The sequence below is a fragment of the Streptomyces sp. NPDC088354 genome, from assembly GCF_044753585.1.
Taxonomy (GTDB): domain Bacteria; phylum Actinomycetota; class Actinomycetes; order Streptomycetales; family Streptomycetaceae; genus Actinacidiphila.
Window position 1 is genome coordinate 1 of the sequence record NZ_JBIVNJ010000002.1, and the last position, 20,528, is coordinate 20,528.

Annotated in this window: 24 protein-coding genes and 2 pseudogenes; 18 read left to right on the plus strand and 8 right to left on the minus strand. The window is 72.5% G+C overall.

Annotated elements, in window-relative coordinates; translation table 11 throughout:
- Nucleotides 1-185 (plus strand): annotated as a pseudogene (locus tag ACIP98_RS03280) (NAD(P)-dependent alcohol dehydrogenase); the annotation flags it as partial.
- Between the two features lie 98 nt (nt 186-283).
- On the opposite strand, the gene ACIP98_RS03285 reads toward ACIP98_RS03280, so the two are convergent.
- Nucleotides 284-874, minus strand: a complete 591-nt coding sequence (locus tag ACIP98_RS03285; RefSeq protein WP_401973458.1) for a PadR family transcriptional regulator — start codon at nt 872-874, stop codon at nt 284-286.
- A gap of 93 nt (nt 875-967) precedes the next feature.
- Between ACIP98_RS03285 and ACIP98_RS03290 the strand changes: the two genes are divergently transcribed.
- Nucleotides 968-2,332 (plus strand): carotenoid oxygenase family protein, encoded by a 1,365-nt coding sequence (locus ACIP98_RS03290; RefSeq protein ID WP_401973460.1) that lies wholly within the window; start codon nt 968-970, stop codon nt 2,330-2,332.
- Nucleotides 2,333-2,500: 168 nt separating this feature from the next.
- Here ACIP98_RS03290 and ACIP98_RS03295 read toward each other — a convergent pair whose 3' ends face one another.
- Nucleotides 2,501-3,697, minus strand: coding sequence for an MFS transporter (locus tag ACIP98_RS03295; protein ID WP_401973461.1), 1,197 nt, complete (start codon nt 3,695-3,697; stop codon nt 2,501-2,503).
- A 47-nt stretch (nt 3,698-3,744) separates the two neighbouring features.
- Between ACIP98_RS03295 and ACIP98_RS03300 the strand changes: the two genes are divergently transcribed.
- Together ACIP98_RS03300 and ACIP98_RS03305 are read left to right on the plus strand one after the other, a co-directional pair.
- Complete coding sequence (locus ACIP98_RS03300) at nt 3,745-4,401, plus strand: GntR family transcriptional regulator (protein ID WP_401973463.1); 657 nt, start codon at nt 3,745-3,747, stop codon at nt 4,399-4,401.
- Entirely contained in the window at nt 4,398-5,150 is a 753-nt protein-coding gene (locus tag ACIP98_RS03305; RefSeq protein ID WP_401973465.1) for a PLP-dependent aminotransferase family protein, read from the plus strand. The genes ACIP98_RS03300 and ACIP98_RS03305 overlap by 4 nt, the downstream gene beginning before the upstream one ends.
- Before the next feature lie 258 nt (nt 5,151-5,408).
- On the opposite strand, the gene ACIP98_RS03310 is transcribed toward ACIP98_RS03305, so the two are convergent.
- The 3 genes from ACIP98_RS03310 to ACIP98_RS03320 are packed head-to-tail and all read right to left on the minus strand — an operon-like array spanning nt 5,409 to nt 7,041.
- Entirely contained in the window at nt 5,409-5,771 is a 363-nt protein-coding gene (locus ACIP98_RS03310) for a hypothetical protein (RefSeq protein ID WP_319662368.1), read from the minus strand.
- A complete protein-coding gene (locus tag ACIP98_RS03315) occupies nt 5,768-6,457 on the minus strand; it encodes a hypothetical protein (protein ID WP_401973467.1) in 690 nt (229 codons plus the stop codon). Before ACIP98_RS03315 ends, ACIP98_RS03310 begins: the two co-directional genes overlap by 4 nt.
- Nucleotides 6,448-7,041, minus strand: coding sequence for a sigma-70 family RNA polymerase sigma factor (locus tag ACIP98_RS03320; protein WP_319662370.1), 594 nt, complete (start codon nt 7,039-7,041; stop codon nt 6,448-6,450). Before ACIP98_RS03320 ends, ACIP98_RS03315 begins: the two co-directional genes overlap by 10 nt.
- A gap of 219 nt (nt 7,042-7,260) precedes the next feature.
- Here ACIP98_RS03320 and ACIP98_RS03325 point away from each other — a divergent pair, with 219 nt between their 5' ends.
- From ACIP98_RS03325 to ACIP98_RS03350, 6 genes and pseudogenes are all read left to right on the plus strand, one after another.
- Nucleotides 7,261-7,749 carry an Asp23/Gls24 family envelope stress response protein gene (locus tag ACIP98_RS03325; protein WP_319662371.1) on the plus strand — a complete coding sequence of 163 codons (489 nt, stop codon included), beginning with the start codon at nt 7,261-7,263 and terminating at the stop codon, nt 7,747-7,749.
- Between the two features lie 88 nt (nt 7,750-7,837).
- Nucleotides 7,838-8,017, plus strand: a pseudogene (locus ACIP98_RS03330) (hypothetical protein); the annotation flags it as partial.
- 113 nt (nt 8,018-8,130) lie between these two features.
- Nucleotides 8,131-8,544 carry an Asp23/Gls24 family envelope stress response protein gene (locus ACIP98_RS03335; RefSeq protein WP_319662372.1) on the plus strand — a complete coding sequence of 138 codons (414 nt, stop codon included), beginning with the start codon at nt 8,131-8,133 and terminating at the stop codon, nt 8,542-8,544.
- Between the two features lie 199 nt (nt 8,545-8,743).
- Entirely contained in the window at nt 8,744-9,298 is a 555-nt protein-coding gene (locus ACIP98_RS03340; protein WP_401973470.1) for a DUF6286 domain-containing protein, read from the plus strand.
- A 42-nt stretch (nt 9,299-9,340) separates the two neighbouring features.
- Complete coding sequence (locus ACIP98_RS03345; protein WP_319662374.1) at nt 9,341-9,949, plus strand: alkaline shock response membrane anchor protein AmaP; 609 nt, start codon at nt 9,341-9,343, stop codon at nt 9,947-9,949.
- A gap of 600 nt (nt 9,950-10,549) precedes the next feature.
- Entirely contained in the window at nt 10,550-11,083 is a 534-nt protein-coding gene (locus tag ACIP98_RS03350) for a GNAT family N-acetyltransferase (protein ID WP_401973472.1), read from the plus strand.
- 95 nt (nt 11,084-11,178) lie between these two features.
- On the opposite strand, the gene ACIP98_RS03355 is transcribed toward ACIP98_RS03350, so the two are convergent.
- Complete coding sequence (locus ACIP98_RS03355; protein WP_319662376.1) at nt 11,179-12,171, minus strand: RIO1 family regulatory kinase/ATPase; 993 nt, start codon at nt 12,169-12,171, stop codon at nt 11,179-11,181.
- Nucleotides 12,172-12,507: 336 nt separating this feature from the next.
- On the minus strand, nt 12,508-13,365 hold the full coding sequence (locus tag ACIP98_RS03360; protein WP_401973959.1) for a SigB/SigF/SigG family RNA polymerase sigma factor: 858 nt from the start codon (nt 13,363-13,365) through the stop codon (nt 12,508-12,510).
- A gap of 258 nt (nt 13,366-13,623) precedes the next feature.
- Between ACIP98_RS03360 and ACIP98_RS03365 the strand changes: the two genes are divergently transcribed.
- The gene (locus ACIP98_RS03365) at nt 13,624-14,067 is read left to right on the plus strand and encodes a hypothetical protein (RefSeq protein ID WP_401973474.1); all 444 of its coding nucleotides are present in this window, start codon (nt 13,624-13,626) and stop codon (nt 14,065-14,067) included.
- Nucleotides 14,068-14,362: 295 nt separating this feature from the next.
- On the plus strand, nt 14,363-14,536 hold the full coding sequence (locus tag ACIP98_RS03370) for a CsbD family protein (RefSeq protein WP_319662378.1): 174 nt from the start codon (nt 14,363-14,365) through the stop codon (nt 14,534-14,536).
- Nucleotides 14,537-14,746: 210 nt separating this feature from the next.
- Here ACIP98_RS03370 and ACIP98_RS03375 read toward each other — a convergent pair whose 3' ends face one another.
- Complete coding sequence (locus tag ACIP98_RS03375) at nt 14,747-15,202, minus strand: hypothetical protein (RefSeq protein ID WP_401973476.1); 456 nt, start codon at nt 15,200-15,202, stop codon at nt 14,747-14,749.
- Between the two features lie 417 nt (nt 15,203-15,619).
- On the opposite strand from ACIP98_RS03375, the gene ACIP98_RS03380 reads away from it, so the two are divergent.
- The 6 genes from ACIP98_RS03380 (at nt 15,620) to ACIP98_RS03405 (ending at nt 20,098) form a co-directional block, all read left to right on the plus strand.
- On the plus strand, nt 15,620-16,294 hold the full coding sequence (locus tag ACIP98_RS03380) for a HemK2/MTQ2 family protein methyltransferase (RefSeq protein ID WP_319662380.1): 675 nt from the start codon (nt 15,620-15,622) through the stop codon (nt 16,292-16,294).
- Nucleotides 16,278-16,541 carry a CDGSH iron-sulfur domain-containing protein gene (locus ACIP98_RS03385; RefSeq protein ID WP_401973477.1) on the plus strand — a complete coding sequence of 88 codons (264 nt, stop codon included), beginning with the start codon at nt 16,278-16,280 and terminating at the stop codon, nt 16,539-16,541. The genes ACIP98_RS03380 and ACIP98_RS03385 overlap by 17 nt, the downstream gene beginning before the upstream one ends.
- On the plus strand, nt 16,538-17,581 hold the full coding sequence (locus ACIP98_RS03390) for an iron-containing redox enzyme family protein (protein WP_319662382.1): 1,044 nt from the start codon (nt 16,538-16,540) through the stop codon (nt 17,579-17,581). The genes ACIP98_RS03385 and ACIP98_RS03390 overlap by 4 nt, the downstream gene beginning before the upstream one ends.
- Before the next feature lie 80 nt (nt 17,582-17,661).
- Nucleotides 17,662-18,471 (plus strand): alpha/beta hydrolase, encoded by an 810-nt coding sequence (locus ACIP98_RS03395; RefSeq protein WP_319662383.1) that lies wholly within the window; start codon nt 17,662-17,664, stop codon nt 18,469-18,471.
- Complete coding sequence (locus ACIP98_RS03400) at nt 18,471-19,742, plus strand: SpoIIE family protein phosphatase (RefSeq protein ID WP_319662488.1); 1,272 nt, start codon at nt 18,471-18,473, stop codon at nt 19,740-19,742. Before ACIP98_RS03395 ends, ACIP98_RS03400 begins: the two co-directional genes overlap by 1 nt.
- The gene (locus tag ACIP98_RS03405) at nt 19,739-20,098 is read left to right on the plus strand and encodes an STAS domain-containing protein (RefSeq protein WP_319662385.1); all 360 of its coding nucleotides are present in this window, start codon (nt 19,739-19,741) and stop codon (nt 20,096-20,098) included. The genes ACIP98_RS03400 and ACIP98_RS03405 overlap by 4 nt, the downstream gene beginning before the upstream one ends.
- Nucleotides 20,099-20,528: the final 430 nt, after the last annotated feature.

The following is a 20,528-nucleotide window of genomic DNA, read 5'->3' on the forward strand; positions in this document are numbered from 1 at the left end:
CGGAGCTGACCTACATGGGTTCCTTCTGGGGCAACCACCTGGACCTGGTCGAGGTGCTCTCCCTGGCCGAAGCCGGCCTCGTCAAGCACAACGTCACCAAAGTGGGGCTGGGGGACATCAACGACAACCTGGAGGCCCTCGGCCGCGGCGACGTCGTCGGACGCCAGGTCATCGTCTTCGAATGACGGCGCCGGGCGCCTCTGCTGTCCGCTCCCCCGGAAGGGGGGCGGACAGCGTCACGTGCCGCCCGCGGCCATGTCGCGGTTGCCGCCACCGCGCGGCGCTATGCGCCGAGCGCTCCTCCTGGCGGGTTCGCCGGGGACGCGGCGATCTGCCGCCAGAAGCCGATGATCATCTGCTCGAACCGCAGTCCCACCTCCAGCGTGGCCCGCTGGGGCGAGCCGGGGAGGGGCCGGCCGGAGGCCACGAGCCGCTCGTACTCCGCGAGCCTGGCTTCGTGGGCCTCGATCTGCTCCGCGGCAAGCCGGACGACCGCGCTCCCCCCTTCGACGGGGGCGCCGTCGGCCTCCCCCTCCGCGGGGCCGAGGGGCTGGAAGTACAGACGCAGCAGCCCCTCGTCGTGGATCTCGGTTGTCGCCCGCGTCGGGGTGGTGAGCCACTGGCGCAGTTCGTGGCGTCCTTCGGCGGTGAGGGACAACGTGCGGCGACGGCGTCCGCCCTCCTCCTGGCGTTCGACGACCAAGCCGCGCCGGACCAGCCGGCCGGCCTCCTCGTACAGCTGCGAGCGGGGGAACGACCAGAAGTAGCCGATGCTCTCGCGGATGCGCTGGTCGAGTTGGTAGGGGGTCGCCCCGTCGTGCCTGTCCAGCAGGCCGAGGACGACATACGCACTGATCGGGAGGGCGCCCGGCATCACTATCTCCTGGTTCGGACGTTCTGAACCTCAATATTCCAGCCTGGAACGTCCCGACCGTACCGTAGGTCACCACGGTCGAAGGGAATCAACGTGACCAGTGTGTCTCTCGGCAACCGCTACCTCACCGCGGGCAACTACGCCCCGCTCACCGAGGAGGTGAGCGCCTCCGGCCTGCCCGTCACGGGTGAGTTGCCGCGCGAGCTGAACGGCCGCTACCTGCGGATCGGACCGAATCCGCGCGGCGATGTCGACCCGGCCACCCATCACTGGTTCAACGGGGCCGGAATGGTGCACGGTGTCCGGCTGCGCGACGGCAGGGCCGAGTGGTACCGCAGCCGCTTCATCGAGAGCGAGCAGGGCGCGCCGAACACCAACGTCGTCCACCACGCCGGGCGCATCCTCACGCTCATCGAGGCCGGCAAGCCGCCGGTCGAGATCAGCCCCGACCTCGCCCGCATGGCGGTCTGGGACTGCGACGGCGCCCTGAGCCGCGGGTTCACCGCCCACCCGAAGGTGGACCCGGTGACCGGCGACATGCACGCCATCACCTACAACCCGCGTTTCAGCTCCCTTCGATATGTGGTGCTCGGAGCCGACGGCAAGGCCAGGCACAGCAGTGACATCGAGGTCGACGACGGTCCGATGGTCCACGACATGGCGCTGACCGAGACGCGCGTCGTCGTGCTCGACCTCCCGGTCACCCTGGCCGCCGCCAAGCGCCTCGCCCGGGCCGGCGGTCCCCTGACGAGGCTGCCCCTGACCTGGGACGACCGTCACGCGGCGCGCATCGGCATCCTGCCGATCGGCGGGACGGCCGAGCAGACGCGCTGGATCGAGGCGCCGCGCTGTTTCGTCTTCCACGTCCTCAACGCCCACGACAACGCCGACGGCTCGCTGACGATGGACGTCGTGCGCTACGACCGGATGTTCGTCCGCGATGTCTGGGGGCCCGGTGACGCCGAGCCCACCCTGGTCCGCTGGACGGTGAACCCGGCGCTGGGCACGGTCGGCGAAGAGGTGATCAGCGAGTACCGCGTGGAGTTCCCGCGGATCGACCCCGCGCTGACCGGACGCGCGCACCGCTACGGCTGGTTCGCCGGTTTCAGCGCACACGGCCTGAAGATCACCGACGACGTGAAGCGCGACCCGAGCGACGGCTTCGGCACGGGACCGCTGGTCAAGGTCGACACCCGCACCGGAAACACCAGCCTCCACGACTACGGTCCCGGCCGGGTCACGATGGAGCCCGCGTTCGTACCGCGCCCGGACGCCGTGTGCGAGGACGACGGCTGGATCCTCTCGGTGGTCCACGACGCCAACGCCGGCCGCGCCGAACTGGTCGTCCTCGAAGCGGCCGACCTCGACGCCGCCCCGGTCGCGAGGGTGCACCTGCCCGGCCGTGTGCCGTTCGGCTTCCACGGGAACTGGATCGACGACAACGCCATCGCGAGTTGATCGCCCAACAGCGGCCAACGTGCCTTCAGCACCGGCCTTCGCCGGACCGTCGTCCCGAACCCGGCGACCCTTCGACCCGGCGCCACCGCCGAGCGGGCGCGTGAGCCCATCGGTCACCCGGACCGCGCCCGCCCCGCGACCGGGTACGGAAACGGCGCGGCCGAGAGCTCAACGGTCACGCCACGCCGGGGCGAGGGCGACGAGCATCACGGCGGCGGCGAGCGCGAAGGCGGCCGGGTAGCCGGCGCGGGCCGCCGCCGCGCCGAAGCCGACGGCGCCCAGGCCCATCCCTCCGTCGTAGGCGACGTTCCACAACGCGCTGACCGTTCCGTACCCGGATTCCGGGACCCGCGCGTACATCAGCGTCAGCGTCGCGTTCTGCGCCACCCCGAAGCCGGCGCCGAACAGCGCGACCCCGGCCAGCACCGCCACCGGACTGCTCGTCGCCGCTGTCACCAGCAGGCCCGCGGACGATGCCAGCAGGCCGGGGAGCACCAGGCGGCCCGGGCCGTGGCGGTCGCCGAACCGCCCGGCGAACCAGCGGGCCACGGTGGCCGTCGCGGGCTGGACGAACAGCGCTGCCGCCACCAGCCCGGACAGCGACGCGGGGACGGCGACCGGCAGGAAGGTCACGATGATTCCCGCACCCAGCGCGGTCGCCGCGAACACGGCGGTGGGCCGGGCCAGGGCTCCGTCGCGCAGGCCGGCGACGACCCCCGCGTCCCGGCCCGCGGACCGTTCCCGCCCGGGCAGCCCCGGCACCACCACCATCGCGGCCAGGGCCGCCACCCCGCCCGCCGCGCACACCGGCGTGAACCCCACGTGCGAGGCCAGCCACACGCCCAGCGGCAGGCCCACCAGGGACGGCACGCCCGACACGATGCCCGCCAGCGCCAGCCCCTCGCCGCGCCGTTCGGCCGGGATCAGCGAGGCCGTCAGAGCGCCGCCGGCGACGACGGTGAGCGCGAAGCCCAACCCACGCAGCAGGCACACGCCGACGATCCACGCCATGCCGTGCCCGACGGTCAGCACCAGTGCGGGCGCACCGAGCAGCGCCAGCCCCGCGGCGAGCGCAGACCGGTATCCGAACCGGGCGACGAGGCGCGGCGTGGCCAACTCGCCGCCGACTGTGGCGAGCATCAACGCACCGGTGGCAAGGCCCGCGTCACCGCCGCCGCGCTCGGCGTACAGCGGCACCACCGACAGCAGCAGGAAGAAGCTCGCGGAGGCGCCGATCACCGTCACGAAGCGCAGCAGCAACCGCCGCGTCATCAGCGGAGGCCGGGCGGGCACGGGGGGTGTACCCGGCAGGCGTGCGGTGCCCGGGGCCGCGGCGACGGGCCGGTGACTGGGCGGCTTGGTCATGCCGTTGACGCTAAAGGCCGGCCGGCCCCCGGCTAAGCTCCAATTCCATGCCGCTGGAGTGGTCCGGTCTGTCCCCGGAACTGCTGCTCGCCCTGGACCGGGAGAGCGCCGAAGGGCTGCGCGCGCAACTGGAACGTCAGATCAGGGACGCCATCAGGGCCGGACGCCTCGGGGTCGGCGAGCGGCTCCCGTCCTCCCGCGAACTGGCCCGCCGACTGGGCGTGTCCCGCGGACTGGTCCAGGACTGCTTCGCCCAGTTGCAGGCCGAGGGCTACCTCACCACCAGGGCCGGCGCGGCCACCACCGTCGCGGCCCGCGCCTGCCCGCGACCCGCGCCGGCCCCCGAACCGCCGCCCGTACCGCGGCTCATCGCCGACTTCCGATCCGGCGTCCCGGACCTCGGATCCTTCCCTCTCGCCGACTGGCTGTGGGCGATGCGCGAGGCCGGCCGCTCCCTGCCGACCGCCGCACTCGGCTACGGCGAGCCGCGGGGCGCACCCGCGCTGCGCGAAGTGGTCGCCGGGTACCAGCGACGGGTGCGGGCCGCCGCCGCCGACCCCGGGCGGACCGTCATCTGCTCCGGCTACGCCCAGGGTCTGGGCCTGGTCCTGCGCGCGCTGGCCGCCCACGGTGTCCGCACCCTGGCCTACGAGGACCCCGGCGCTCCCGGCGCGACGTCCCTGCCGCCACGCACGCCGGGATGACCGCCGTGCCGGTGCCCGTCGACGAGGACGGCATCGACGTGGGCGCGCTGGAGGCGACCGGCGCGCGGGCGGTCCTCGTGACCCCCGCGCACCAGTGGCCGACGGGGGTGGTCATGGCCGCCGGCCGGCGGCGCGCGCTGATCGCCTGGGCGCAGCGACGTGACGCCTTCGTCGTCGAGGACGACTACGACGCCGAATTCCGCTACGACCGTGAGCCGGTCGGCTCGCTCCAGGGCCTCGCCGCCGACCGCGTCGTGGCCCTCGGCACGGTGAGCAAGTCCCTCGCGCCCGCACTCCGGCTGGGCTGGCTGCTGTGTCCGCCGGCGCTCGTCGAGTCCGTCGTGGCCTTCAAGGAGGGGGACGACCGCGGATCGCCGACCCTGGACCAGGTCGCGCTCGCCCGACTGCTCGCCTCCGGGCGCTACGACCGTCACCTGCGGCGGATGCGGACGGTGTACGCGGCCCGGCGCGCCACCCTGGTCGAGGCGCTCGCGGCGCACGCGCCCGGCGTACGCCTCACCGGCCTGGCCGCCGGCTTCCACGCCGTGGCTCATCTCGCCGCGGGCCGCGACGAGGCACACGTAGTGGCGGAGGCCCGCGCTCGGCGGGTCGGCCTCTACGGGATGACGGCCAACCGCTCCGCGCCGGCCGGCACCGGCGGGGCCTGTCTCGTGCTGGGCTTCGGGAACGTGAGCGAGCGCGCGATCGCGACGGGCATCGCCGCCGTGGCCGATCTGCTGGCCGGCTGACCCCCACTCCCCCGTGGACTCGCGCGGCCCTCGCCCACCCGGACGCGGGCGGGTCCGCGGAGTCCGCGGAGTCCGCGGCGACGCGGTCGCCCGCGTGTGCGCCCCCTGTGACAGAGGGACCGCTTCGGCGCCCGGCGGCGACGCCGAGTGCACGGCGGACGACGATCCCCGGGCCGCCAGCGTCCCGGAATTGACGGGTTGTCAGGACCCGCTCACGCCCCGACCCGGCCCCCGGAGATGCTGTCAACGGCCAGCGGGTCAGGGCGTCGAACCGGTGACGGTCACCACGACGGTGACCGGTTCCGGTGTGCCGTTGCGGGCCAGGTGGTCGGTGACGGCGGACCGCACCTGCTGACGGACGTCGCGGGCGGTGTCCAGCGCGCGGCGCTCCTGGTTGAGAACGCAGCGCACTTCCACGTGCCAGCCTGACGGCTTGAGTGTGCGTTCGACCAGGATGCCCGCTTCGGGGGGCCGGGCGGCGACGCCTATGTGCTGCTGGGCACGGGCGGCGGCATTGGCGAGCCGGTAGCCGAGGCCGGGCTGCAGTCCGGCCACGCCGGGAACGGCGAGGGCGGCATGGGCCGCGGTCTGGTTGAGGTTCGCCGCTTGGAGGAGGGTCATCGGAATTCGCCTTCCGGGAGATCGGCTTCGCCGCGGGCCGTGGGAACGCCGGGCTCCAGCAGGTCCATGATCGTGACGTCGACGCCGCTGACGGCCAGGCCGAGCGTCCGGTGCGCGGCGTGGAGGACCGCTTGGCGTACGTGGTCGGCGTACTCGGGCAGCGGCCGGTCCGGCGTGGCGGCCAGAGTGAGGGCGACGTGCACGGCCCGGCCCTCTCCGGAGGGGGTCATGCGCAGACTGGCGATCTGCGCGCCGCTGACGGTGTCGGCGGCCCGGCGCAGGACTTTCGCCGCCGCGGTCTCGGCGATCTGCAGGTCTCCGGCGGGGTCGTCCAGGGGCAGCATGCGGCCGAGGCGGATCTCGGCGCGGACGGTGCGGATCACCCGGTCGGCGATGGCCTGGGCACTGGGCCGCTCCTGGGCGCCGAGGGCGCCGATCGCCTCGTCCAGGGCCGCCAGACCCTCGATGGCCTGCCGGCAGTAGGGGCAGTCGGAGGTGTGCGGATCGGTGGTGGAAGTGGCATCGCGTGCGAGTTCCCAGGCGCGGCCGAGGGGGCGCCCGCAGGGCAGCAGCTGATCACCGGTGAGCAGGGAGGCGTCAACGCCCCGGGGCGGGGCCGCACCCTCGGTGCCGGCCGGCGGCGGCCCGGCCGCGGAGGGCCGTGCATGCGGGTCTTCTAGCGCCATGGGGCCATCTCCTTCATCAGGGAGCGCCTGGCTCGAAAGAGCCTGCCTCGTACGGTCTGTTCACTGGCGTCCACGATCTGCGCGATCTCCTCGTAGTGCAGGCCGTGCAGTTCCCGCAGCACCCAGCAGGCGCGCTGCTCGGGGTTCAACCGGGAAAGCGCGCGGGCGAGCGCGGCGGTGGCGGCGCCGCTCTCCGCGGCGCCGGCCGGCCCGGATCCCGTAGTGCCGGCGGTGGGCTCGGGGACGGTGTCCAGGGGTACGGCGGACGTGCGGCGGCGGAGAACGTTGAGGCACCTGTTGGTGACAATGCGGTACATCCAGGTGCGGAACGCCGCGTCGCCCCGGAACTGCGGGAGCCGCCGCCAGGCACTGATGAAAGCGTCCTGGACGGCGTCCTCGGCGTCCGAGGAGTTCCCGAGCAGATGGTGGGCCAGCGCGAGCAGGGAGGCGCTGTGCCGGCGCACCAGGACGGCGAAGGCGTCGTCGTCGCCTTCACCGGCGCGTACGGCCAGCAGCCAGTCCGGTCCACCCTGCGCGGCGACGTCCGGCCGCTCGGGTGGCGTGGGTTCCTCCGGTTCCTGCACGGCCGCTCCCCTGGGTGTCGGGGCCGTCCAGCGGCTGTCCCGGGAAGCGTGTGCCGTCGGCGCGGTCAGCGCCGGAACACGCACTGCGACCCTTCGAAAACACCGCATCATTCAGTCTATATGAGATAAATGGCCGAATTTCGTGACGATTGCCGCTGGAGCGGGTCCAATCCTTTGACGGGCACTGAACCGGTGCCCGCATCGATCAAGGAGTTCCTCATGATGGACACGACCAGCCGCCCGGTATTCGCCAACGACCAGGCCGCCGACGCCGGATCGATCCTGAAGGGCGGCCGCGGCGCCGACTGCCCGGCCGACAGCCGGGGCCAGACCACCATCACGGACAGCGTGGTGGAGAAGATCGCGGCGATGGCCACCCGGGAAGTACCGGGCATCCACAACCTCGGCACCGGGATGGCCAGGGCCATCGGGGCCGTACGGGACCGGGTCCCGGGCGGACGCCCCGGCGTCGGCCGCGGCGTGACCGTGGAGGTCGGCGAACGCCAGGCCGCCATCGACCTCGACGTCGTCGTCGAGTACGGCATCTCCATCGTGGACGTGGCCGCGGAGGTCCGCACCGATGTGATCACGTCGGTGGAGCGCATGACCGGACTGGAAGTGGTCGAGGTGAACATCACCGTCGACGACGTCCACCTCCCCGACGAGGAGGACGACGAGCCGCCCCCGACCGAGGGCCGCGTGTCGTGAACCGCCCGGCGTCATCGGCCGGTCGCGACCCGCGTCGCGACGAACCGTGTGCCCAGACGGCACACTCCAGGAAATGGGTGAGTGAGAGATGAGCACAGCAGCACTGGGCCTGGTGGCAGGCATGGCACTGGGCTTCGCCGGTTACTTCGGCGGGTTCGGAGCGTTTCTGGTCGTGGCCGTCCTCGGGGCACTCGGTCTGATCATCGGCTGCTTCGCGCAAGGCGACCTTGTCGTCGGCGACTTCGTCCACCGCCGTGACGGAAGGCGCGACGAGGGAAGCCACAGGAGCGAGGGAGACCTTCCCCGCCCCCGGAGCGGCCCCAGCCACCAGACCTTCAGGCGCCCCCGGAATGACTCGACGCCGCCTCGGAGTCGAGTGCAATGACCGCGCAGCCGGCCCTTCCCGTCCATGACTCCACCCGGCACCGGGACACGGGAACAGACGGCCTGCCGCCCCCGGCCGAACGCGGCGCGACCGACATCCCCGGCAAGGTGGTGGAAAGGATCGCCGCCAGAGCGGCCCGCGAGGCCATGACCCGGCGGACGGGCCGGGCGTCGGGCCGCCGGGCGCTCGGTTCCCCCAGCGCCTCGGCCGCCGTGCACCACGGATCGGCACGGCTGGCCCTGTCCCTGGATCTGCCCTATCCCCTCGACCTCGCGCGGACCGGATCGCTGCTGCGGCATGACATCGCCGAACGGGTCGCCCAGTTGACCGGGCTGGACGTCCGCGAGGTCACGCTGACCGTGCGCCGGCTCGTCCCGGTCGAGGGCCCGGGAAGCGGAAGAGTCCACTGATCCGGCGGGGCGCCGCCGCCGAACAAGAAGCGACGCAAGGAGTGTCATGAATCCCCGACGAGAACCCGCTGTCCCCGCCCCCGTCCCCGAACCCCGCCCACCGCAGTCCCCCGCGGGGACCTCGGCGACACGGCGCGTGGCGACCGGGGGGCCAGGGCGTGACGAGTCCCCGCCCGGCCACGGCCCGGTGGGAGGCGCCGTGAGACGGAAACCCTCGCGGCGGCTGTGGTCCGCACGCCGGACCCCCGCCGCCCTCGCCGCGCTGGTGATGCTGTTCTGCGCCGGGATGCTGTTGTTCGACGTCGTGCAGGTACGGGCCGGCCAACCGGCCGCCGCCTGGCGCAAGGGGCTCTTCGACGAGTTGGCGAGCCGTCCTCTCGACGACGTGTGGATGCTCGCCGGCGCGGCCACCGCAGCCGCCCTCGGCCTGTGGCTGATCGTGCTCGCGCTCACTCCCGGCCTGCGCCGCCGGCTGCCGCTCGAGGTACCCGCCGGCCGCGGCCGCACCCGCGCCACGCTGGACCGCGACAGCGCGGCCCAGTTGCTGCGTGACGCCACCCTGCGGGTCCCCGGAGTGAGCCGGGCCCGGGTCCGGGTGCGCCGGCACCGCACCCGGGTGCGGGCGGACGTGCGCTTCCGCGACCCGCATGACGTCAAGAGCGAGATCGTCGCCGCCGTCAGGGACGAGCAGCGCAACCGGCTCGCTCTGGCCCACAGCCCGAAACCGAGAGTCCGCGCACGGCGTTCGACCTGACCGGCCGCACACCCCGGGACCACGTGACATGGAGGACGGATCATGGACACCCAAGCCAAGGTCAATCGGACACTGCTTGCCGCGGTGGGATTCGTTCTGCTGGGCGGAGGGCTCCTGGTGCTGGCCGCCGGACTGAACGTGTACCGCCGATGGGCTCTCGCGCCCCCCGACGGCTGGCCGCTGACCTCCCCGCACCAGGTCCTGCTCAGCCGTGCGGACCGGATCGCCTGGTCCGGGCAGGGATGGTGGTGGTGGCCCGCCGTGATCGCCGCCCTGGTCGTCGCCGTTCTGCTCGCCCTGTGGTGGCTGCTGGCACAACTGCGGCGGCACCGTCCCGGTCCCGTCGCAGTGGGCGGGGACTCCCCCGCCGAGGGTGTCCAAGTACGGGACAGGGCACTGAGCGACGCACTCGCCGCCGATGCCGGGCGCCTGCCAGGCGTCCGCAAGGCCACAGCACGGATGGCGGGCAGGGCCCCGCACCCCGAGGGCCGCATCGATCTCACCCTCGATCCCGACAGCACCCCCGCCCAGGTACTGGCGGACCTGCACGACGGACCTGTGGAACGAGCCCGCCGATCCGCCGGCTGGGAGCACCTCCCCACCCGCACCCGTCTGCACGTCGCCGGCCGCCGGCCGCACCGCGTCGAGTAGGCCGAGGGCGACCCGCGAAGACCGCTCACCCGGCCGAGTCTGAGCGGGACGGCGTCAGTGGCCGCGACGTACCGCTGAATGCCTCGACTCCCGCCGTCGCGTGGGTGAGGGTGGGCCGACAGTGATCGGCGGAACGGAACCGTCAGCGCGAGAGCGGGTACGCCGGAGCGGCTCAACGCGACACAGCTCCGCCCACCTCTGCAGCGGACGGGGCCGCGCCCGTGCGACGCCTGGGGAATCACCACCGCGGCGGACCCGCGGCATCGTCGCACTCTGAACGGCTACCCCCGCCCCGTGCTCCCACACCGGCACGCGGGAAGCACCCTCGCAAGACGCCGTGACGTGTCGCGGCAGCCGACGATGCGAGCGACGCCGCCCTGACCCGGCCGCCCTGAAATCTCTTCACCGCCTGGCAGCCACGGACGACATCAACGCCTTCGCCGCACGTCTCCACCCCCCGGCGTCCCTGGAGCCCGGACCCAACCCGCCCGGCCGTCCCTCGGGTGAGGCGGGCGGCCGCGACAGGCCGCCCCCACGGCTGGTCGGCGTCGGCCGCCGCGCCGGTTACCGTTGCGGTTCCGCCTCCGACAGGATGAGTTCATGACCGAGATCCAGACCCCCCGCCTGCTCCTGCGCCGCTGGCAGGACGACGACCTGGTCCCCATGGCCGAGATCAACGGCGACCCGCGGGTGATGCGCTGGGTCGGCGACGGCTCCGTGCGCGACCTGGAACACACGGCGGAGGCCATCGAGCGGTGGGAGGAGGAGTGGGACGAGGAGGGCTTCGGCCTCTTCGCCGTCGAATTGCTCGCCTCGGGCGAACTGGCCGGTTTCACCGGCCTGTCCCTGCCGGAGTTCCTGCCCGAGGTGATGCCCGAGGTGTCGGTCTGCTGGCGGCTGGGCCCGCAGTTCTGGGGCCAGGGCTACGCCTCGGAGGCCGCCCACGCCGCGATGGAGTTCGCGCTCCAGGACCGCGGCCTGGACCGCCTGGTCGGCATCGCCCGGATCGGCGACAACGCCTCGGAGAACGTGATGCGCAAGCTCGGCATGACGCCGGAGCGCGACACCACACACCCCGAGTACGGCTTCCCGCTGCGCATCCACTCCATCGACCTCACCCACTACCACGCCTGAAGCGGGCTGCCCGCGCGGACCCGGGCGCCGCTCCCGGGTCCCGCCCCCGCATCGGCGTGCTCGGCAGCGCGAACACGCCGATGCGGCAAGGGCGTTCAGTCGAGCCGTGCGTCAAAGGCAAGGGACTGCGCCAGTTCCTCCACCCGTCGCTCCGCCAGGCCCCTGGCCACGAACCAGGCACCGACGTTGCGGACATCGCGCTCGAGGAAGGAGCGGCCCCGCGGGTTGGCGATGACGTCGACGATCTGGGGCACGTCGATGATGACCAGACGGCCCTCGTGGACCAGGATGTTGTAGGCGGACAGGTCGCCGTGCGCGTAGCCGTCCCGCGCGAGCAGCGACAGGCCGCGGCCGAGCTGCTCCCACAGGTCGTCCAGATCGGCTTCTTCCACGCGGAGTTGGGCCAGGCGCGGGGCGGCCGTCCCGGACCGGTCCCCGATGAACTCCATCAGGATCTCCGTCCCCAGGATCTGCACCGGATAGGGCACGGCCGCCCCCGCCGACCACAGCCGGCACAACGCCGCGAACTCGGCAGCGGCCCACTGGCCCGCGATGGCCTCCTTGCCGAAGGACGTGCGCTTGGCCATGGCCCGGCTGACCCGGGATTCCTTGTGCGTACGCCCCTCCAGGTAGCCGGAGTCCCGGTGGAACATGCGGTGCTGCCCGTCGCGGTAGCGCTTGGCCGCCATCAGGGTGCGGCGGTCGGTCCCGGGCACGGCCCGTTCGATCAGGAAGACGTCGGCTTCCTTGCCCGTCTTGACGATGCCGAGCTCGGTGTCGACGGCGGCCAGGTCCGTCACCACCCATGCGGGGCGGGGCTCGGGGCCCTTCTCGGTCGGAGTCGACTGGTCCCAGGTGGACCAGCGGTCGCCCTGGGGAGGCCCGTCGGCCGCGTGGCCGGGCGGGGTGAGGCCGTCCTCGGCCTCGTAGGTGTCCTCGTCGGCCTCGGCAAAGGCGTCCGGGGTCCAGCGTGCCGCGTACTCGGAGAAGGCCTCCTCGAAGGCTTCTTCGCCGCGGTGATTGCGTCGGTTGTTGCCCTTGGGGCGGATACGGGCGAAGGACTCGCCGTCGGCAAAGCGCTCACGCACTGTGGTGATCTCCTGGGGAAGGACCCACCGCGAGGCGCGTCGGCGAAACGCGCGCCGTCAGCCGGTGGGAAGGTGACGAGACAAGGCGTCTGGCGCGCACACACGGGCGCGCCGCATCACGGCGGCATCCACGAGGACGCACCTCCTCTCTCGTCACGACCGGGCTGTCGTCCACGCCCGGCACTCCAGGAACGGCAGGATCCTACCGAGCACCACACATCGCGCAACCGATTTTCTTCCGGCGTTTGGAGTCGTTCCCGCAAAAGGCCGGTCCCGATACGGCGCTCGTCGCGGGACCGGCCTCAGTCCGTTCACGGCTCACGCCGGAGGGCGGGCTCAGGCTTCGGTGAGCATTCCGGCACGGAGCCTGGTCAGCAGCCGGGAGAGCAGCCTGGAGACGTGCATCTGCGAGAGCCCCAGTTCGGCGCCGATCTGGGCCTGGGTCATCTCCTGGCCGAAGCGCATCTCCAGCAGGACACGTTCACGCTCGTCCAGATCGTCCAGCATGGGGGCGAGTGCCCGGATGTCCTCGACCTTTTCCATCGCCGGGTCGCAGGCACCGATCGTGTCGGCGTAGGAGTGGCCGCCCTCGTCGCCCTCGTCCCCTGCGGGCAGGTCGAGGGAGCCCGCGGTGTAGCCGTTGGCGGCGACCATGCCCTCGATGACCTGCTCCTCGCCGATCTCCAGGTACGCCGCCAGTTCCGCCACGGTGGGCGGGGCGTCCAGGACGGTGGTGAGGTGGTCGCGGGCCTTGGCCAGTTCCACCCGCAACTCCTGCAGGCGCCGCGGCACATGGACGGCCCAGGAGGTGTCGCGGAAGAACCGCTTCATCTCACCGACGATGTAGGGGACGGCGAAGGTCGTGAACTCCACCTCACGGCTGAGGTCGAACCGGTCGATGGCCTTGATCAGGCCGATGGTGCCGACCTGAAGGATGTCCTCCTGCTCCTCGGAACCACGGCCGCGGAAGCGACGGGCGGCGAAGTGGACCAGGCACATGTTCATCTCGATCAGCGTGCTGCGCGCGTAGCTGTACTCCGCTGTGCCTTCTTCGAGGCTCTGCAGCCGGTCGAAGAACAGCTTCGACAACTCGCGGGCGTCCTTGGGGGCCACCTTGCCGGCGTTCTCGATCCAGGGCAGACCCGTCTCCTGAAGGGCTCGCGTGGCGGGGAGTCCACCGGAGCGTTCGATGATGCTCGTGGCCTGCTGCGTGGATTCCGTCACGTCATCACCTTTGAGTTGTCCGCCCCGTCCGTGGCCTTCTGCCCCCGAAAGCCGATCTCACGCCTGCCCGCGCGAACGGTCCTGCGAAGCGGACCGCCACAGCGGCCGCAACCACCCGAGGGCCGATCGACGTCCCCAGGGAAGTCTGCACCTGCGTGGAAGCGTGCGACCTGCCCCGCGCCGCCGGACCCGGCCGGCGCGGCATCGTGTCCGGAGGCGAGGCGGCGTATGGACATCGAGCTGGCTTACGACATGGCCGGGACCCGCTTGTGCGGCATCGGCGGCGCGGCGATCAGCTACGACCGGCTGGGGAGCCGGCCTCGGACGCTGGGTTCATGGCCGCTCGTGTACGAGCAGTTCGGCACGCGCCTGTCCGCCGTGGGTGCCGCTCGCATCACCTACAGCCGGTGGTCCGGCGTGCCTCACACCGTCGGCCAGTGGAACTGCGACCACACCGAGCTCACGAACCGCCTGCTGCGCGTCGGGCCGTACGAACTGAGACACGACCAACTCGGCAACCGCGTGCGCGGCATCGGGCCGCTCGAGATCTTCTACGACCGGCTGGGCGCGCGCCCCCATCGCGTACGTCTTCCGGGTGAGGGCGGCGTGCTACCCGACGACCTCCTCCTCACGCTCTTCCTCGTACTCCACTGGCAAAAGCAGCAGGGCTGACGGGACAGGCGACCCGGTTCCCCGCAAGGCAGACGGCGAAGCGGCGGCTGCTCCGGCCCGGCCCGCGGGCCCCCGGCGCCGCCGCACTCGGCGGCCGGGAGCGTGCCGATTCACAGCGGGCCACAGGCCCGAGGCTGCACGCCGGAAAGCGGCCGGCGGCATCCCGGCAGGCGGCAGCGGTCTCCTCTTGGGGCGGCTCGCCTGTCCTCCCGTCCCGCACGGCATGTTTGCCGCGTCCCGCAGCGGTCAGGCGAAGCCGGAGCACACGATGTCGAGGCCAGGGAAGGTGCACAGTATGTCCGCCAACGAGAAGGCCAAGGCGAAGACCGAGCAGGTTGTCGGCAAGGTCAAGAAGACCACCGGCGAGGCCGTCGGCAACGAGCGGCTGACCGCGGAGGGCCACATCGAACAGGCCAAGGGCGACGCCCGCGAGGCCAAGGAGAAGATCAAGGACATCGGCCGGCACTGATCCACCGGCACACGCAGCTGCAACGCGTTCGGGGCGGCCCCACGGTGGGGTCGCCCCGAACGCGTGCTCACAAGCAGGTCTTGGCCACACCGGCTCCCGGGCACGGCACCCGCACGTCCGCGACCGCCCGCCCCGTGGAGTGCGGCGCGTTCCTCCCCACCGGGACGCCTGGCCCGGGCGAGGACGCCGCCGGCGGCCGGCATCCGTGCCTCAGTGCGGCGGTCGGGCGGTGTGGTGCGGATGGTGGCGGGTACGCCGGGCCTCTTTCATCTCCGCCTCGTACAGATGGTCCCGGCCCTGAGCGAGTTCGCCGACCAGGCTCTGCTCCAGGGCGGCGAAGGGCCGGTAGTACGTGCGGTTGTAGGCCTCGACGATCTGGAAGGTCCAGTGCCCGGGGATGACATTGCGTCCCACGATCTCCCGCTCCACCGTGTCGGCCGGCTCGGCGTGGCCGGCCTCCCGCAGCAGTCGGACGGCGCGGTCGAGCTCGAGGTCGGCGGTCCCGGTCAGCTGGTGAAAGGCGTACAGGTGCCCGCGGGCCCGCTCGGTGGTCTCCAGCGCCTTCGACAAGGAACCCAGTGCCTGGACCGTCAGGTCGCTCACTCCGGGCGGACGCCGGTGCCCTGCGTCGGGTGGTTCCTGCCCTTCCTCCGGTTTTTCGCTCACCCATTCCGTATGCCACGCGACGCTCCGGCGGCCTCAGGTCTTCACCCCCCTGGGTGTGCGCTTCGGATCGCCGCGCGGGCCGTCGCCGAGCGTTCGCCCTCCCGGCCGCGTCACGTTCCGTACGCACGGCACTCCTCGTTGTCCCCACGGGACGCCCACTTCCCCGCTGGGCTTCGGCCGCCGTGGCGGCGGTCAGCATGTCAGGGCCGGCCCCTCCGGCCCTGGTCAGGGGGCCCCAGCGGTGCGGCACGTCCCCCTGCGCATGGACGCCGCGGCTCGGGGCAGGCGGGTCTCGTGCGGCAGGACAGCACCGCTGAGAATCTCGTCCGTCGCTGCGCCGAGTGGCTCGGGGCGATGGCGCGGAACGGACGGCCCGGGCTGTCGCCGGGCGCGACACAGAGACCAGGTGAACCACTCATGGCGATACCGCTGGGCAGCGAACCCGAGCGTCTGGTGACTCTGCCGGGCGTCTACGCACCTCAGCACGACACCCACATCCTGATCCGGGCGGTCAATCGCGAGGGTCCCCTTCCGGGAGTGGATGTCCTGGACATCGGCACGGGCAGCGGGGTGCTGGCCGTGCGCGCCGCCCGGTCGGGTGCGCGGGTGACCGCGATCGACATCTCGCGCCGGGCCGTGTGGTGCGCGAGGATCAACGCCCTGCTGGCTCGCCGGCGGATCACCGTCCGACGGGGTGATCTGGGCATCGCCGCCGGTGGCCGGTTCGACATGGTCCTCAGCAACCCGCCGTACGTCCCCTCCGAGAACGGAGCCACGGACAGCAGCGGCACGGCCAGGGCCTGGGACGGCGGTACCGACGGCCGGGCGGTCGTCGACCGTGTCTGTGCCGCCGCCCCTCACCTCTTGCGGCCGGGCGGCGTCCTGCTCATGGTCCACTCCGGTCTGTGCGGCGTCCAGGCCACCGTCGACCTGCTCCGGCACAGGGGCTTGTCCGCGCAGGTCACCGATCGTGAACTGATCCCCTTCGGCCCTGTTCTGCGCCGACGGCTTCCGTGGCTGCGCGAACAGGGCCTGGTCGAGGACGGCCAGGACAAGGAAGAGCTGGTGGTCATCCGTGCCGAGCACTCCTGAACGCCCCCGCCGCGTCGTCGTGCAGGACCACGGGCCGCTACTGGTGGAAGGTCCCGTGACGATCGTCGCCGAGGACGGCACGACGCGGACGTCCGACCGCTTCATGGTCGCGGTCTGCACCTGCCGCCGCAGCCGTTCGTACCCCTGGTGCGACACCAGCCACCGCGTCCACTCCCGGGCGCGCCGTACCGCCGGGAACCCCCCGGGGGCCGACGACGCAGCCCCTGCCGACGGAGAGACACCATGACGGCCTTCCGCGAACCGAGGAGCGCAGCCCCGGCCCTCCCCCAGGAGCGAGGAGAGGTCTCCTCCGCGGTCATCGCCTCCCTGCGCGGACACCGCCGTGCCCTGCCGCGGCGCGAGCGGATCGCGAGCGGCGAGCCGTACGGCGACGACCTGCAGCTCGCCCTGTACGTGCTCTACGAGCTGCACTACCAGGGCTTCGACGGCGTGGCCGAGGACCGCGAATGGGATCCCGCCCTGCTGGACGTACGGCGCGGCCTGGAGGAACGCTTTCTCTCCGAACTGCGTGCCCATGTCCCCGGCGCGGGCGATGCGGACGACGCACTGGCCGACATCCTCGTCGAACCCGCCGAATGCGACGGCGGCAACAGCGTCAGCCACTACCTGAGGGATCACGGGTCGCTGACGCATTTGCGGGAGTACGCGGCCCTCCGCTCCCTCTACCACCTCAAGGAGGCCGACCCGCACGCCTGGCTCATCCCCCGCCTGCACGGCCGCGCCAAGGCGGCGATGGTGGCCGTCGAGTTCGACGAATTCGGCGCGGGCCACGCCGAGGACATCCACGCCCGGCTGTTCGCCGATCTCATGGCGGACCTGCACCTGGACACCGCCTACGGCCGCTACGTCGACGCCGCTCCCTGCGAAGCACTCGCCACGGTCAACCTGATGTCCCTCTTCGGGCTGCACCGCGCGCTCCGGGGCGCGGCGGTCGGCCATTTCGCCACGCTGGAAGTGACCTCCTCGCCCGGCTCACGGCGCATCGCCCAGGCCATGCGGCGACTGGGCGCCGGACCCGCCGCGGAGAGGTTCTACGACGAGCACGTGGAAGCGGACGCCGTTCACGAACAAGTCGTCCGCCACGAGGTGATCGCGCCGCTGCTGGCCGCCGAACCGCAGCTGACAGCCGACGTCGCTTTCGGTATCGAGGCCACCGGCCTGCTGGAGGACCGCCTCGGCGATCTGATCCTGCGCGCCTGGCGCGGCGGTCGCACCGCACTGCGTACCGCACTGCCGGAGCCGGTGGGCGCGGTGATCCGACCGTGACCCACGCGGTGGGAGCCGACGGGATCTCCCGGCAGCGCGGACGGCCGAGCGACGATCCGCCGTCTGCGACGATGGGGCGTATGGACGTCCGGAGCAGGAACCACGTGTCGGTCACGGGGCGCCCCGGCGGGCCCGTGGTGATGCTGGCCCACGGGTTCGGGTGCGACCAGAACATGTGGCGCCTGGTGGTTCCGGCGCTGGAGCGGGACTTCACCGTCGTGCTCTTCGATCACGTGGGAGCGGGCAACTCGGACCTGTCGGCCTGGAGCCCGGAGCGGTACGCGAGCCTGGACGGGTATGCCGCCGACGTGCTGGAGCTGTGCCGGGAGCTCGAGCTCGGCCCCGTGGTCTTCGTGGGACATTCGGTGAGCGCGATGATGGGGGTGCTGGCCGCCCGCCGGGAGCCCGGGGCGTTCGCGGGGCTGGTGCTGCTCGCCCCCTCCCCCTGTTTCGTCGACGACGCGGACGCCGGCTACCGGGGCGGATTCAGCGCCGCGGACATCGAGGAGCTGCTGGAGTCGCTGGACGCGAACTACCTCGGGTGGTCGGGCGCCATGGCCCCGGTGATCATGGGCAACCCGGAACGGCCCGAACTGGGCGAGGAGTTGACCAACAGCTTCTGCCGCACCGACCCGGACATCGCACGGGTCTTCGCCCGGGTGACGTTCCTCTCCGACAACCGGGCGGATCTGGCCGGAGTGGCCGTGCCCACGCTGGTCGCGCAGTGTTCTCGCGATGCCATCGCCCCGCCGGAGGTGGGGGCGTTCGTCCATGCGCAGATCCCGGGAAGCCGGCTGGTCACGCTGAACGCGACGGGACACTGCCCCCAGCTCGCCGCCCCGGAGGAGACCGCCGCGGCGATCGCCGCATTCGCGGGAGCCGCCGGATGATGTGCGAGACCGACGACGACGAAGGCAAGGACCCTCGCGAGGAGGGGGTCCCGGCGGACGAGCAGGCCCAGTTCTCGGCGTTGCTGGAGGACAGTGCCGAGGACCTGTACGAGCACGCGCCCTGCGGCTACCTGTCGACCCTGCTGGACGGCAGGATCGCGAAGGTCAACACCACGCTGCTGGACTGGCTCGGTTACGAGCGCGGTGACCTGGTGGGCCGCAGACACTTCTCCGACCTGCTGACCGTCGGCGGCCGCCTCTACCACGAGACCCACTTCGCCCCGCTCCTGAGGATGCAGGGCGAGGTCAGTGGCATCGCTCTGGAATTCACGACCGCCGACGGCTCGCGTCTGCCGGTCCTGGTCACCTCCACGGTGAAGACCGGCAGCGACGGGCAGCCGCTGCTGATCCGGACCACCGTCTTCGACGCCCGCGACCGCCGCGCCTACGAGACGGAGCTGCTGCGCGCCCGCAAGGAAGCCGACCTGGAGCGCGACCGGCTGCAGCGTCTGGCCACTACGCTGCAGAAGACGCTGCTGCCACCGACGCTGGCGAACGTGCCGGGGCTGGACGTCTCCGCGTACTACCACATCGCCTCCGTGGACGAGGTCGGCGGCGACTTCTACGACCTGTTCCCCCTTGCCGCCGGGACCTGGGGGATGTTCCTGGGCGACGTCTGCGGCAAGGGCGCCGCGGCGGCGGCCGTCACCTCCCTGGCCCGCTACACCCTGCGCGCCGCCGCCGTCTACGACCCCGACCCCGCCGCCGTCCTCACCAACCTCAACACGGTCCTGAACCACGAGTACAACGGCACCGACCCCCGCTTCTGCACCGTCATCTTCGGCCTCCTGACACCGGACCACGACCTGGGTGGCTTCCGTGTCACCCTGGCCAGCGGGGGCCACCCTCCCGCTCTGCTGATGCGCGCGGACGGTACCGCCGACTACCTGCCCACTCCCGGCGGCCAGCTCATCGGTGTGCTGACGGACGCCCACATCGCCACCACCGCCGTCCGGCTGGCCCCCGGCGACACCCTGCTGCTGCACACCGACGGGCTGACCGAAGCCCACATCAACGCCACCGTCGGAGGCGAGGAACGCTACGGCGACGACGCCCTCCTCGACTTCGGCCGCGCCTTGGCCCCCACCACCGCATCGGCCACCACCGAGGCGATTCGCGACCTGCTGGACACCTTCGGCACCGGCGTGGACGACGACACCGCCGTCCTGGCCATCCATGTGCCCCGACACACCGGCGGAGAGCAGCTGTGAACGGAAATCTGATCGTCCAGGTCCGCGCCACCGCCGCAGGGGCGGTCATCGAACTCACCGGGGAACTGGACCACCACACCTCGCCCGAGGTGCGCGCGGCACTGCCCGGACTCGGGCTGCGCCGGGGCCAGCAACTCGTCCTCGACCTCGGAGGGCTCACCTTCTGCGACTCCAGCGGCGTCACCGCGCTGCTCGCGGCCCGGAACCACGCCCTGGCAGCCGATGCGGGCATCGCCCTTGCCGCCGTCCCCGGCCGCGTCAGCCGGATCTTCCACATCGTCGGCCTGGCACAGGTCTTCCCCACCCACCCCACCGCCCAGGCGGCCGAAGCCGCCTGGCAGTCCCCTGCGAGCTGATCGGCGGGCGTCGACCGGGCCGAGAACCGCGAGCGCCGAAGGGGGACCGGATGGCGGCACATCACCTGCGGCGCGGCGGTCGCCGGCGCGCACTGGCTGGTCGACGGCGCGTTCCCGTACGACGGGCTGGACGGGCCTTGGAGCCGCTGATCCGGAAGCGGTTCCAGCGGATGAGCCGGCTCCTGGCGCTGCTGTGCCCGATCGGTCCGCCCCCACCGGTGCGGTGCGTGGTCGCCTCGGGGACGTCCGCCCGCGACCCGGGCGTCCGGATCGGCGCGCAGGTCTCCGGCCGCCGACGGCGGGGTCGGGCGGGCGGGTCCGCCCGCACCTGGGGAGCAGGCGTGGGGGGGGGCCCCCCCCGGGGGCGGCCCCCCCCCGGGCCCCCCCCCGGGGGGCCGGGGGACCCCCCGGCGGCTGTGTACGCCCCCGG

Excerpts from the sequence above, each read along its gene's own strand:
- ACIP98_RS03285 (WP_401973458.1), bottom strand. The coding sequence starts at position 874 with ATGCCGGGCGCCCTCCCGATCAGTGCGTATGTCGTCCTCGGCCTGCTG.
- ACIP98_RS03295 (WP_401973461.1), bottom strand. The coding sequence starts at position 3,697 with ATGACCAAGCCGCCCAGTCACCGGCCCGTCGCCGCGGCCCCGGGCACC.
- ACIP98_RS03300 (WP_401973463.1), top strand. The coding sequence starts at position 3,745 with ATGCCGCTGGAGTGGTCCGGTCTGTCCCCGGAACTGCTGCTCGCCCTG.
- ACIP98_RS03305 (WP_401973465.1), top strand. The coding sequence starts at position 4,398 with ATGACCGCCGTGCCGGTGCCCGTCGACGAGGACGGCATCGACGTGGGC.
- ACIP98_RS03310 (WP_319662368.1), bottom strand. The coding sequence starts at position 5,771 with ATGACCCTCCTCCAAGCGGCGAACCTCAACCAGACCGCGGCCCATGCC.
- ACIP98_RS03315 (WP_401973467.1), bottom strand. The coding sequence starts at position 6,457 with ATGGCGCTAGAAGACCCGCATGCACGGCCCTCCGCGGCCGGGCCGCCG.
- ACIP98_RS03325 (WP_319662371.1), top strand. The coding sequence starts at position 7,261 with ATGATGGACACGACCAGCCGCCCGGTATTCGCCAACGACCAGGCCGCC.
- ACIP98_RS03335 (WP_319662372.1), top strand. The coding sequence starts at position 8,131 with ATGACCGCGCAGCCGGCCCTTCCCGTCCATGACTCCACCCGGCACCGG.
- ACIP98_RS03345 (WP_319662374.1), top strand. The coding sequence starts at position 9,341 with ATGGACACCCAAGCCAAGGTCAATCGGACACTGCTTGCCGCGGTGGGA.
- ACIP98_RS03350 (WP_401973472.1), top strand. The coding sequence starts at position 10,550 with ATGACCGAGATCCAGACCCCCCGCCTGCTCCTGCGCCGCTGGCAGGAC.
- ACIP98_RS03365 (WP_401973474.1), top strand. The coding sequence starts at position 13,624 with ATGGACATCGAGCTGGCTTACGACATGGCCGGGACCCGCTTGTGCGGC.
- ACIP98_RS03370 (WP_319662378.1), top strand. The coding sequence starts at position 14,363 with ATGTCCGCCAACGAGAAGGCCAAGGCGAAGACCGAGCAGGTTGTCGGC.
- ACIP98_RS03380 (WP_319662380.1), top strand. The coding sequence starts at position 15,620 with ATGGCGATACCGCTGGGCAGCGAACCCGAGCGTCTGGTGACTCTGCCG.
- ACIP98_RS03390 (WP_319662382.1), top strand. The coding sequence starts at position 16,538 with ATGACGGCCTTCCGCGAACCGAGGAGCGCAGCCCCGGCCCTCCCCCAG.
- ACIP98_RS03395 (WP_319662383.1), top strand. The coding sequence starts at position 17,662 with ATGGACGTCCGGAGCAGGAACCACGTGTCGGTCACGGGGCGCCCCGGC.
- ACIP98_RS03400 (WP_319662488.1), top strand. The coding sequence starts at position 18,471 with ATGTGCGAGACCGACGACGACGAAGGCAAGGACCCTCGCGAGGAGGGG.